9 protein-coding genes are annotated in these 13137 nt (G+C 51.8%); 2 read left to right on the top strand and 7 right to left on the bottom strand.

Features of this window, described 5'->3' with window-relative positions; translation table 11 throughout:
• Window positions 1–2: 2 nt before the first annotated feature.
• From odhB to sdhC, 6 genes are all read right to left on the bottom strand, one after another.
• Window positions 3–1235, bottom strand: a complete 1233-nt coding sequence (gene odhB, locus MWU62_RS15790) for a 2-oxoglutarate dehydrogenase complex dihydrolipoyllysine-residue succinyltransferase (RefSeq protein ID WP_247115787.1) — start codon at window positions 1233–1235, stop codon at window positions 3–5.
• Window positions 1236–1260: 25 nt separating this feature from the next.
• On the bottom strand, window positions 1261–4098 hold the full coding sequence (locus MWU62_RS15785) for a 2-oxoglutarate dehydrogenase E1 component (RefSeq protein WP_247115786.1): 2838 nt from the start codon (window positions 4096–4098) through the stop codon (window positions 1261–1263).
• Between the two features lie 314 nt (window positions 4099–4412).
• Window positions 4413–5117 (bottom strand): succinate dehydrogenase iron-sulfur subunit, encoded by a 705-nt coding sequence (locus tag MWU62_RS15780; RefSeq protein WP_200364163.1) that lies wholly within the window; start codon window positions 5115–5117, stop codon window positions 4413–4415.
• Window positions 5118–5131: 14 nt separating this feature from the next.
• On the bottom strand, window positions 5132–6904 hold the full coding sequence (sdhA, locus tag MWU62_RS15775; RefSeq protein WP_247115785.1) for a succinate dehydrogenase flavoprotein subunit: 1773 nt from the start codon (window positions 6902–6904) through the stop codon (window positions 5132–5134).
• Between the two features lie 3 nt (window positions 6905–6907).
• Window positions 6908–7255 carry a succinate dehydrogenase, hydrophobic membrane anchor protein gene (gene sdhD / locus MWU62_RS15770; RefSeq protein WP_247115784.1) on the bottom strand — a complete coding sequence of 116 codons (348 nt, stop codon included), beginning with the start codon at window positions 7253–7255 and terminating at the stop codon, window positions 6908–6910.
• A complete protein-coding gene (sdhC, locus tag MWU62_RS15765) occupies window positions 7246–7623 on the bottom strand; it encodes a succinate dehydrogenase, cytochrome b556 subunit (protein WP_247115783.1) in 378 nt (125 codons plus the stop codon). The genes sdhD and sdhC overlap by 10 nt, the downstream gene beginning before the upstream one ends.
• A gap of 477 nt (window positions 7624–8100) precedes the next feature.
• On the opposite strand from sdhC, the gene gltA reads away from it, so the two are divergent.
• Together gltA and MWU62_RS15755 are read left to right on the top strand one after the other, a co-directional pair.
• On the top strand, window positions 8101–9375 hold the full coding sequence (gltA, locus tag MWU62_RS15760) for a citrate synthase (protein ID WP_247115782.1): 1275 nt from the start codon (window positions 8101–8103) through the stop codon (window positions 9373–9375).
• A gap of 135 nt (window positions 9376–9510) precedes the next feature.
• Window positions 9511–10392, top strand: a complete 882-nt coding sequence (locus tag MWU62_RS15755; protein ID WP_247115781.1) for an NAD(P)-dependent oxidoreductase — start codon at window positions 9511–9513, stop codon at window positions 10390–10392.
• Window positions 10393–10471: 79 nt separating this feature from the next.
• Here the strand turns inward: MWU62_RS15755 and topA are convergent, their stop codons facing one another.
• The gene (gene topA, locus MWU62_RS15750; protein WP_247115780.1) at window positions 10472–13111 is read right to left on the bottom strand and encodes a type I DNA topoisomerase; all 2640 of its coding nucleotides are present in this window, start codon (window positions 13109–13111) and stop codon (window positions 10472–10474) included.
• Between the last annotated feature and the right edge of the window lie 26 nt (window positions 13112–13137).

Below are 13137 nucleotides of genomic sequence, written 5' to 3'. Positions count from 1 at the left end.
GCTCACACGTCCAGCAGAATGCGCGCTGGGTCCTCAAGCATGTCCTTGATGGCTACAAGGAACTGCACCGCTTCCTTGCCATCAACCATACGGTGGTCATAAGACAGCGCAAGGTACATCATCGGGCGTATTTCCACCTTACCGTTGACCGCCATCGGGCGCTCCTGAATTTTATGCATACCCAGAATCGCTGTTTGCGGCGGGTTCAGAATTGGCGTAGAGATAAGGGAACCAAAAATACCACCGTTAGTGATGGTAAAAGTACCGCCTGTCATATCTTCAATCGCAAGCTTGCCACCTTTAGCCTTGGTGCCGTACTCGACGATTTTCTTCTCGATATCGGCAAGACCCAATGCATCAACATCACGAACGACTGGTACAACCAAACCACGATCAGTAGATACGGCAACGCCGATATCCTGATAGCCGTGGTAAACCATGTCATTCCCGTCGATAGATGCGTTAACGGCAGGGAAACGCTTGAGTGCTTCGGTAGCGGCTTTTGCGAAGAAAGACATGAAACCCAGCTTGATATCATGACGCTTAACGAAGCTGTCCTGATACTGCTTGCGCATTTCCATAATGGGGCCCATGTCGACTTCATTGAAGGTCGTAAGCATGGCAGCGGTTTGCTGGGCATTAACCAGACGTTTGGCGATGCTGGCGCGCAGGCGAGTCATGGGTACGCGCTTCTCTGGCCGTTCACCTGCAGAAATGTTCACTTCAGGCATCGCAGAAGAAGCTGCCGCCTTTGACGAACCACTTGAGGAGCTTGCGCTATCCACATGATTCTGAACATCTTCTTTGGTTACGCGACCGTCTTTACCCGTGCCCTTCACTGCGCTCGGGTCAACATTATTCTCCTCCGCCAACTTACGCGCTGCTGGGCTTAGAATTGCATCGCCAGAGTCTTGGCTTTGCTCTTCTTTGGCCTCGCCCTTATCGGACTGGCTATCTTTGCTCTCTTTCTTGTCGGCGGAGCCGGAGTCACCAACGGCACCCTCTTTAAACTTACCGATGACCTCACCGCTTTGCACGGTGTCACCTTCACCTTTAAGGATGTCTTCAATCACGCCGTCAGCAGGTGCGACAACTTCAAGAACCACTTTATCGGTTTCGATATCGACAATTAGGTCGTCACGTGAACAGGCTTCACCGGGCTGTTTGTGCCAGGTCGCGACGGTACCCTCTGCGACCGACTCCGGGAATACGGGGGCTTTAATCTCAGTAGACATTACAGTTCCTTAGTTCGGTAGCTCGTCAGATTTCAAACGCGTCGTTAACAAGTTTTTTCTGCTGTTCAATATGTACTGACATGTGTCCTGCTGCAGGAGCAGCGGAAGCGTCACGGCCAGCATACTGAAGGTACAGTTTAGGATTCAGGCGCTGCAAAGCATTACGCATATGGTGCTGACTACAATACCAGGCACCTTGGTTCATTGGCTCTTCCTGACACCATACGACATGCTTAAGTTTAGGATACTGCGCCAAAGTTTCATCCAAATCTTCACCCGGGAACGGATAAAGTTGCTCAATACGAACAATCGCAACGTCATCACGCTCATCGGTTTTCTTCTTTTCCAGAAGGTCATAGTAGACCTTGCCGCTGCAAAGAATAACTCGAGTAACTTTTTTCGCTTCCGGCAGGTCTTTCTCAGGAAGCACTGTCTGGAAGGTTCCTGAGGTCAGGTCGTCCAGATCAGAAGTGGCCTCCTTGTGGCGCAACAGACTCTTAGGTGTGATGGCAACCAAAGGCTTGCGCAACGGACGCTTCACCTGACGGCGCAGCATGTGGAAGACCTGCGAGGGTGTTGTGGGCACGCACACTTGAATATTGTGTTCAGCAGAAAGCTGCAAGAAGCGTTCTAGGCGCGCAGAACTGTGTTCCGGCCCCTGCCCTTCATAGCCGTGCGGCAGCAACAGAGTGAGCCCACACAGGCGCCCCCACTTATGCTCGCCACTGGTCAAGAACTGGTCGATAACCATTTGGGCACCGTTCGCAAAATCGCCAAACTGCGCTTCCCAGATAACCAGTGCGTTCGGAGCTGTTGTTGCGTATCCGTACTCGAAGGCCATCACCGCCATTTCGGAAAGCAGCGAGTCGTATATTTCAAACTTCGGCTGGTCATCGGAGAGTTGCGCAAGCGCAATGTGTCTCGAGCCGTCTTTTTGGTTATGCAAAACTGCATGGCGGTGTGAGAAAGTACCACGCCCGACATCCTGACCCGTGATCCGGACGGGATGCCCCTCGTTCAACAGGGTTGCATAAGCCATGATCTCGCCATAGCCCCAGTTGATCGGGAGCGCACCAGCCGTCATTTTTTCCCGATCAGTAACAATCTTGGAAACCTGACGCTGAATACTGAACCCTTCAGGTACCTGAGTCAGTTTCTTACCGAGCTTCTGAATGGTTTTCAGTGGAACGCTGGATTTGCACTTTGCAGTCCAGGCGTGACCAAGATACGGAGCCCAGTCAACGTAGAGATCTTTATTTGGCTCTTTAACCAGCGACTTAACCACGTGTTCGCCATTATCTAGCGCATCACGGTATTCGTTCTCCATCTGCTTGGCTTCATCTTCGGTCACCACACCAGCAGCAACAAGCTTCTCTGCGTACAAGGTGCGCGTCGTTTTCAGCTTGCGAATCTTTTGATACATCATCGGCTGAGTTGCGGCAGGCTCATCTGCCTCGTTGTGCCCGCGACGCCGATAACAAACAAGATCGATAACCACGTCGCCCTTAAACTCGTTGCGATAGTCCATCGCCATTTGAGTTACAAAAACAACAGCATCCGGGTCGTCTGCGTTAACGTGGAGTATCGGTGCCTGAACCATCTTGGCGATGTCCGTGCAATACTCAGTAGAGCGCGCGTCTTCCTGTTTGCTGGTGGTAAAGCCAACTTGGTTATTGATAACAATGTGGATGGTACCGCCCACCCCGAAACCACGGGTCTGGGACATCTGGAAGGTTTCCATTACCACACCCTGACCGGCAAAAGCCGCATCACCGTGCATGATAACCGGAACAACCTGATTGCCTTCAGTGTCTGAACGACGAGTCTGGCGCGCACGCACAGAGCCTTCTACCACCGGAGATACAATTTCTAGATGGGACGGGTTAAACGCCATTGCCAGATGCACTTCACCACCATCGGTCATAACGTTGGAGGAAAAGCCTTGGTGGTATTTGACATCACCGGAACCCGAATCGGCTAATCGCTTGCCTTCGAATTCATCAAACAATTCTTTGGGGTTCTTGCCAAGCGTGTTGACTAGAATATTGAGGCGACCACGGTGTGCCATGCCGAGAACGATCTCTTTGGCACCATAATGACCGGCACGCTGAATCAGCTCATCCATACACGGAATAAGGCTCTCACCGCCTTCAAGCCCGAAACGTTTAACACCCGGATAGCGAGAACCAAGATATTTCTCAAGGCCTTCCGCTGCCGTTAGGCGTTCAAGGATATGGGTTCGTGTTTTTGCCTCGAAGCCGGGCTCAGAACGGACTGGCTCCATACGTTGCTGAAACCAGCGTTTAATGCGGGTATCAACTACGTGCATGTACTCGGCGCCGATGCTGCCGCAATATGTCTTGCGCAGCCCGTCGTAAATATCGCCAAGTTTCATGGTATCCGAGCCAAAGCTCAGGGAACCTGTTTGGAACTCCAAATCACGATCTGATTCTGACAAATCATGAAAAGACAAATCGAGATCTTCTACCTTTGGACGCTGCCAAACACCGAGCGGATCAAGCTTTGCTTCCTGATGACCACGGAAGCGGTAAGCGTTGATAAGCTGTAGAACACGGATCTGCTTTTTATCGGCATCCGACGTAGCACTAACAGGCACGCCGCTATTTGCGAGAAAACGCTGATTGCGGGAAATGTGTTCAAACTGCTCGCGGATCGAAGAGTGAATAACGTCTCGGCCCTGATAGCCGTCAACGCTGGGAAGTTTATCAAAATAACTGCGCCACTCTTCGGGAACGGCATTTGGATCTGTCAGGTAGGTTTCAAAAAGCTGTTCAACATAGGCCAGATTTCCACCTTGCAAGTGGGACGTCTGCCATAACTGCTCCATCATGCTTTCTTGCATTTTGAATAGCTCACCTTGGGCTGGTGCGGGGGAGCCAAGTATGGTCGGCCAGGGGTAACTATCAGTCAATACGGGTTTTTACGGGATCGACTGTGGCCACCACACCCAACATGGATGTTTTCCGTTCCCCAATGATTTTTGTATTCCGCAACGCCGCAAGAAAACCTGATTAGTTCCCGCTACGGCTTGCGTAGTGTGCACCCGGGTAAGACCTTTGACTATAAGCCTTTGGTTGAAGGCCCCGCAAAAATGCGAGGCCTTCCGGGGTTCCAACCTGTTCAGAACAGTATAGCGCCTGTCTGAAATCCTGCCGCTTAAGTGGCCCTATGCAGCAAAAGATTTCTAATATGGCCGATTGCCCTTGTGGGGTTTAGGCCTTTCGGGCAAACGCTGACACAGTTCATGATGCCCCTGCAGCGGAACACACTAAATGGGTCGTCCAAATCGGCAAGGCGCTCTGCCTGAGCGGTGTCGCGGCTATCCGCAAGAAAGCGGTAGGCCTGCAACAGCCCGGCAGGTCCAATAAACTTGTCCGGGTTCCACCAAAATGACGGGCACGAGGTTGAGCAGCATGCACAGAGAATGCACTCGTACAAACCATCAAGCTTTTCCCGGTCTTCTGGTGACTGCAAACGCTCGATAGCAGGCGCAGGCGTGTTATTCACAAGGTACGGCATAATCTTTTCGTACTGCTTGTAAAACAGGCTCATGTCTACGACCAAGTCGCGTATAACCGGCAGGCCCGGCAGTGGGCGCAGTACCAGCTTGCCATTCTTTACAACTTGCGACATGGGCGTAATGCACGCCAAGCCGTTCTTGCCGTTCATGTTCATACCATCAGAGCCACAAACACCTTCACGGCATGAGCGACGATAGGCCATGGACGAATCCTTCTCCTTGATGAGGTTAAGCACATCAAGAACCATCAGGTCTTTTCCTGCCGGAAGTTCGACTTCGACGTCCTGCATGTAGGGGGCGTTATCGGTTTCCGGGTTATAACGGTAAAGGCTTACCAACATAGTGTACGTTCCCCTTAGTAAGTCCGGACTTTCGGCTGGAAGGTCTCGACAGTTTTTGGCGCAAAATTAACATCACGCTTGCCAATACGCTTATCCAGCGGGAAGTAAAGCGAGTGCTTGAGCCAGTTTTCGTCATCACGCTCGGTGAAGTCGTTACGGGCATGAGCACCGCGGCTTTCTTTACGCTCGTTTGCCGCAATGGCCGTTGCCTGCGCAACTTCAAACAGGTTATCCAACTCCAGAGCCTCAATGCGCGCAGTATTAAACGCATTGCTGGTATCCGTCAGCTTGGTATTGCGCACGCGCTCACCAATAGCCTCGAGCTTTTTCAACCCCTCCTCCATGCTCTTACCGTCACGGAACACCCCGAAGTAGAGCTGCATGCAGTTCTGCAGATCCTTGCGGACCTCAGCAACGCTCTCACCTTCTGAAGCACTATTCAGGCGCTCCAGTCGAGCCATGGCTCGCTTAATGTCCTCTTCGGTTGCACCGTCGGTCTCAAAGCCTCCGCGCAACTGCTCTTCAATGTGCAGGCCAGCCGCACGACCGAAAACAACAAGATCCAGCAGCGAGTTGCCACCGAGACGGTTGGCACCGTGAACAGAAACGCACGCAGCCTCACCACACGCAAACAGACCCGGAATTGGTTGATCGTTACCGTTTTCATCTTGAGTCAATGCCTGACCGCCAACGTTCGTGGGGACACCACCCATCATATAGTGACAGGTAGGAACAACCGGGACCGGCTCTTTAACAGGATCAACGTGGGCAAATGTACGAGACAGCTCGCAGATACCGGGCAGCCGCAGGTTCAGTGTTTCTTCACCCAGATGATCAAGCTTCAACAGCACGTGATCCTTGTCTGGGCCACAACCGCGACCTTCAAGAATCTCAATAACCATGGAGCGCGCGACAACGTCACGGCCAGCCAGATCTTTTGCGTTAGGAGCGTAACGCTCCATGAAGCGCTCACCTTCGGAGTTGATCAGGTAACCACCCTCACCCCGGCAACCCTCGGTTACCAGCGTGCCAGCACCGTAAATGCCCGTTGGGTGGAACTGCCACATCTCCATATCCTGCATCGGGAAGCCCGCACGCAGAGCCATGCCAATGCCGTCGCCGGTATTGATCAGCGCGTTGGTTGTAGAGGCGTAAATACGACCCGCACCACCGGTAGCAAGAACCGTGGCTTTAGACTTGATATAAGCCACTTCGCCGGTCTCGATTTCAATAGCAACAACACCAACAACTTCGTTATTGCTGTTCTTAACCAAATCAACCGCGTACCACTCGTTCAGGAAGGTAGTGCCACCTTTAAGGTTTGCCTGATAAAGGGTGTGCAGCAACGCGTGACCGGTGCGGTCAGCCGCAGCGCAGGTACGTGCAGCCTGAGTGGGGTTATCCGGGCCTTTGGACTGGCCACCGAACGGGCGCTGGTAAATACGGCCCTGTTCGGTACGGGAGAAAGGTAAACCCATGTGTTCAAGTTCAAAAACTGCCTGCGGCCCCACAGAACACATGTATTCAACAGCGTCTTGATCGGCAATGTAATCGGACCCTTTTACGGTGTCATACATGTGCCAGCGCCAATCATCATTGGGGTCAGCGCTCGCGATCGCACAGGTAATCCCACCTTGGGCAGACACTGTGTGCGAACGGGTAGGAAATACTTTTGTGATACACGCAGTTTTAACACCGGATTCGGTCAACTGCAGGGCCGCTCGCATACCGGCACCGCCGCCGCCGATCACAATGGCGTCGTACGACATGGTCTTAATATTAGACATCGATCAAAGCCCCCAAATAATCTGAATACCCCAGACCACATACACAAGAATCACCAGAATGAATGCCGCCTGAAACAGGAAACGCTGCATTGCTGACTTGATGTAGTCGGTAGAAACGGTCCAAAGCCCGACCCAGGCATGAGCTCCAATTGAAAGCAGTGCTAGCAGAGTGAAGATCTTGAACCAAGATTGTTCAAACAGCGCCGACCAAATTTGGAAGTCCACATCGGTTGTGGCAAAAAAGCCAAGCAAAAACAGCGTATAAAAAGCTAATACGTAAGCAGAAACCCGCTGGATGATCCAGTCCTGGATACCGTTCCGACCAATATTGGTCACACTATTCATGCCCATACCCAGACTCCTGCCAGAACAATAAGGACAACGGAAACTCCGATGGTGATCTTAGCGGCCGCGCGCCCGCTTTCAAGCTCTTCACCGATACCCATATCCATGAGCAGGTGCTTTATACCTGCCACCAGGTGATACAGCAGAGCAGACAAGATGCCCCAGGTAATCAGCTTGGCAAGGAAGCTGTTCAGCAGTTCACTGACCTGACTGAAGCCTTCTTCCCCAGATAGGGAAAGTTGAAGCCCATAAAGCATGAATGCAACACCAACAAAAATGATGATGCCGCTCACACGGTGCAATATGGACGTAATGGCTGGCAGAGGAAAATGAAACTTGCCGAGATCGAGATTTACTGGTCGTTTGCTATTCACAGCGCTCTCACACTCTCTTTTGGTACCGCAGAACCGGCGAACCGGAGGCGGTTAGTTGGTATGTAAGGATCGAATGTTCAATACGATATCGACACACGATTGGTTCAGGAGGGTGAACACCAAACAGGTAGCTTGCTATGATCAAGCGTCCATGAAGATGTATCCCCGATTCCGGGCTAGGGATTATAAGGAGGCGCCCGTATAATTACAAACGCGCAACCCACGCTGAAACCGCACGGGTACTGTAACAGAGCAAGCTATTAGGCGTATTGACAAATACCTTTTTTGGCCAGAACCCGCATTATTCGTGATATCCCTGATTTACAACAAGGGAAAGATCACAAGGTTTACCTACACTTTCATTGACAAAAAAAGCATACACCCTATATTTTGCCGCCAGTTTTGCGATAATACGCGCCTTCTCGCGCAACTATAAAGACAGCTAGCGCTGTTAAAGCTGATAAACAGGAGAGCACTATGACCGACAGGAAAGCCACGCTCTCGGTGGGTGACGAGTCCATTGAGCTACCGGTTTATTCCGGCACCGTTGGCCCTGACGTTATTGACGTTCGAGGCCTAGTCCAGAATGGCGTTTTCACGTACGACCCCGGGTTTGTCTCTACGGCATCCTGCGAGTCTGCTATCACGTACATCGATGGTGAAAACGGCGTTCTCCTGCACCGGGGATATCCGATCGAACAACTCGCTGAGCACTCAGACTATCTAGAAGTCTGTTACTTATTGCTCAAAGGTGAACTACCGACTGCCGAACAGAACAAGCAGTTCCACGACACCATCAAAAACCACACCATGCTGCACGACCAGATGCGTAACTTCTTCCACGGCTTCCGCCGGGACGCGCATCCTATGGCCATCATGTGCGGTGTTGTCGGAGCGCTTTCTGCGTTTTATCACGACCAGATGGACGTTACAGACGAACATCAACGGGAAATCACGGCGCATCGCCTGATCGCGAAGATGCCAACTATTGCAGCCTGGTGTTACAAATACAGCATCGGCCAGCCATTTGTGTATCCAAGAAACGACCTCTCCTACTCGGAGAACTTTCTACAGATGATGTTTGGTGTTCCCTGCGAAACCTACAAGCCAAATCCGATTTTGGCCAAGGCAATGGATAAAATATTCATCCTGCATGCCGACCATGAGCAAAATGCTTCAACGTCCACCGTTCGTTTGGCAGGCTCTTCTGGCGCCAACCCGTACGCCTGCATTGCGTCTGGCATCGCTGCGCTATGGGGACCGGCTCACGGCGGCGCCAATGAAGCCGTGCTAGCCATGCTTGCGGAGATTGGGGACGAGTCGAACATAGAGACCTTCATTGCCAAAGCAAAGGATAAAGACGACCCCTTCCGCCTGATGGGCTTTGGTCACCGGGTATACAAGAACTTTGATCCGCGCGCCAAAGTTATGGCCGAGACCGCCCATGAAGTTCTTAGCGAGCTAGGCCTTGAAAATGATCCACTGCTGAAAATTGCTCAGCGGCTGGAGCAGATTGCTTTGGAAGATGAATATTTCGTAAAGCGTAAGCTTTACCCGAATGTGGACTTCTATTCCGGCATCATCCTGAAGGCAATCGGAATTCCGACATCCATGTTTACGGTTATTTTTGCCATGTCACGGACCATCGGCTGGTTCTCTCACTGGAACGAAATGGTGAGTGGCGACTACCGCATAGGCCGTCCGCGCCAGCTGTATACCGGTTCCCCGGCAAGGGACTACCCGGAGAAGTAACACCTTACAGCCTGCAAACTAGAAGGCCGCTAATTTAGCGGCCTTTTTTTATGGCTTGAACGGACGACCCTTTTACTCCGGCAACCCACAAACTCTGTGCTAAGTTAAGCTCCACAACCCTCTAAGGAGAAGCCAATGATAACCGCAACATTTATCGGCCTAGGTGTTATGGGATACCCCATGGCAGGCCACCTCGCCGAGGCCGGGCTAACCGTGCGGGTATGGAACCGCTCGGAAGAAAAATCTTTACAGTGGACCAAAGAATACTCAGGCACCGCTTGCCAGAGCATCCCAGAAGCCGTCAAAGGCGCTGATTTTGTTATAACCTGTGTCGGTGCCGACAAGGATCTTATTGCTGTTTACGAAGGTGACAATGGCATTCTTGCCCATGCGGAGTCAGGAGCCATTTTGGTGGACCACACCACCGCTTCTGCAGGCGTTGCGGAAAGACTGGACCAAGCTGCAAGCCGTAAGGGCATGGGTTTTATTGACGCACCAGTCTCTGGAGGCCAGCAAGGTGCGCAAAAGGGCCAGCTAACCATCATGTGCGGAGGTTCGGAGGCGGACTATGGCAAGGCCCAGCCAATACTGCAGCACTATGCCAGAGCTTTGAACCTAATGGGCCCAGCAGGCAGTGGCCAGAAAACCAAAATGGTGAACCAAATTGCTATCGCAGGTCTGGTACAGGGGCTTTCAGAAGCCCTGCACTTTGCCGAACAGGCAAATCTTGATGTTAAAAAAGTTGTAGATGTCATTTCCAAGGGCGCTGCGCAGTCCTGGCAAATGGAGAACCGCTCTGAAACCATGATCGATGGCGAGTTTGACCATGGATTTGCTGTGGATTGGATGCGCAAGGATTTGGGTATCTGCCTGGACGAGGCTCGCAAAGTAAATGCCTCGCTACCCGTAACAGCTTTGGTAGATCAGTTTTATGGGGACGTTCAAGAGATAGGCGGAAATCGCTGGGATACATCGTCGTTAATTCAACGGTTACGCAAGTTCCGAGAGTCCAAATAGCACCATCTAAAGCAAAAAGAGGCCAGGGCGTTTGCGCTGACCTCTTGTTCTAGCCAATCTAGCCACCACTACGTGATGGCTACTTTTTCCGGGGCTGCCACTTCCCGTTCACATACCATGCAGACCAGCCGGTAGCTTTGCCGTCTTTTTCCGACATTACGTACTGCTCTTTCGTTTTTCTGCTGTACCGGATAACCGTGGGGTTGCCCTCAGGGTCGCGTTCTGGAGCTTCCATCAAATAATCGTGTTTGGGATCGATTTCCTTCCGGTGCGGCTTTATCTCCATAACCAAAGGTGGCCGAGTCTCACGGTTCTTCGGAAACTTACTGGCTGCCAAAAACATTCCGGACGCACCATCACGCAACACATAGGTGTCATCCACTTTCTGGCATTTGAGCTCAGGCATTGGTACCGGGTCCATTTTGGGCGGCGCAGGCTCCCCATTTTTCAAAAGCTTCCGAGTGTTTTTGCAGGTGTCACTCATGCACCCAAAATACTTGCCAAATCGGCCTGTTTTCAGCTGCATCTCAGAACCGCACTTATCACACTCTAACGTCGGGCCATCGTAGCCTTTTATGCGGAAGGTGCCCTCTTCGACTTCATAGCCCGAACAGTCCGGATTGTTACCACATACATGAAGCTTATGGGTTTCATCCACCAAATAACTGTCCATAGCTGTCGAACATTTCGGGCAACGGCGCTTTTTGCGCAGCAAAAGGGTTTCGCCCTCACCTTCAACGTCGTCATCGGCGCTGACTACTTCATCGCCTGAAATTAGATTAATGGTTGTCTTGCAACGCTCTTTGGGAGGAAGGGAGTAACCCGAGCACCCAAGAAACACGCCAGTGCTCGCCACTCGAATCTGCATATTGCGGCCGCAAGTCGGGCATGGAATGCTGGTTTCAGTCGGATCGTTCGGGCGCATACCACCCTCACCATCAGCCGCCTCAGCCGACTCCAACTGCTGACGGAATCGAGCATAGAAATCGTTGAGTACCTTTTTCCAGTCAACATCACCCTCTGCAATGTGATCCAGATCGCCTTCCATTTTTGCCGTAAAATCAAAATCCATTAGATTGGAAAACGACTCACACAGCCGGTCGGTAACAATCTCACCCATTTTCTCGGCGTAGAAGCGTCGATTTTGGAGGCGAACGTAACCTCGGTCCTGAATGGTCGAGATAATTGATGCGTAAGTGGAAGGTCGGCCGATGCCCTGCTTCTCAAGCTCTTTTACCAAGCTAGCTTCAGTATAGCGAGGCGCAGGTTTCGTGAAGTGCTGGCTCGGGTCAAGCTTCTCAAGACTTAACGCCTCTCCCACCTTGATATCCGGCAAGGCCACATCTTCTTCTTTCTTAGTAGATTGGGGGGCAACCTTGAGGAAGCCCTCAAACTTGATAATACGCCCGCGTGTGCGGAGCTCGTAGCTGCCATTGGCCACGACGATAGACGTACTAAGGAATTCGGCCTCGGACATTTGGCATGCAACAAATTGACGCCAGATCAGGTCGTAAAGTTTCTCTGCATCCTTTTCCAGACCACTAATCGCAGACGCCTGCCGGGTCACTTCTGTGGGGCGAATGGCTTCGTGAGCTTCTTGAGCGCCTTCTTTGCTGCCATATACTTTGGGGTTTTCTGGCAGATAGCGGTCGCCAAACTGGTCTTTTATATAATCACGACAACTATTAATTGCATCCTGACTCAGATTGGTGGAGTCAGTACGCATATAGGTGATGTAACCGGCCTCGTAGAGACGCTGGGCTAGCATCATCGTTTTCTTAACACTAAACCCCATGCGATTGCTCGCTGCCTGCTGCAACGTCGAAGTGATAAACGGCGCACCTGATCGGGATTTGGTTGGCTTGTCTTCGCGCTTTGCTACTTCAAAACTGCCAGCCTTAAGCCGCTCTACGTGCTCATTGCTCTGCTGCTCGCTAACCGGACGATAAGGCTTGTCGTTATAGCGGGTAACCTCAAAGCGCACTGGTTGAGCACTGGCTTGGGCTCCTAGCCCAGCAAATAACTGCCAGTATTCTTCCGGGACAAATACTCGAATATCGCGCTCACGTTCTGCAATTAAGCGCACCGCAACGGACTGAACCCTACCGGCGGAAAGGCCACGAGCCAGCTTGGCCCAAAGGAGCGGCGATACCATATAACCAACAACACGATCCAAAAACCGCCGAGCTTGTTGTGCGTTTACCTGATTTGTGTCCAGAACTCCCGGGTTTTCGAAGGCCTCCTGAATCGCCCGCTTAGTGATCTCATTGAACACCACACGACGGTATTTTTCAGGCTCACCACCAATGGTCTGCTTGAGGTGCCAGGCAATGGCCTCCCCTTCACGGTCAAGATCCGTTGCGAGATAGATGTGGTCGGCATTCTTGGCGAGCCGCTTTAGCTCACTTACGACCTTTTCCTTACCTGGAAGAACTTCGTAACGCGCATTCCAGTCATTATCGGGATCTACACCCATACGGGCAACCAGTTGTTCCCGAGCCTTGCGCTTTTTATGAGCAATTTTGTCTTCGGGGCTGAGCTTGCGAGTGACTGCTGCCTGCCTAGCACGCTCTTTGGGATCCGACTGGGATCCGCTGCCACTGACGGGAAGATCACGAATGTGCCCAACGCTCGACTTCACAATGAAGTCGGAGCCTAGGTACTTGTTGATGGTCTTCGCTTTCGCTGGTGACTCGACAATTACGAGACTTTTACCCATATCGGAGATCTATATCCTTGGCGATA

It is taken from the genome of Marinobacter sp. S6332 (assembly GCF_023016045.1).
Lineage (GTDB): Bacteria > Pseudomonadota > Gammaproteobacteria > Pseudomonadales > Oleiphilaceae > Marinobacter.
Note: the sequence above shows the minus strand (reverse complement) of the source record. Positions and strands in the feature narration are given on the sequence as shown.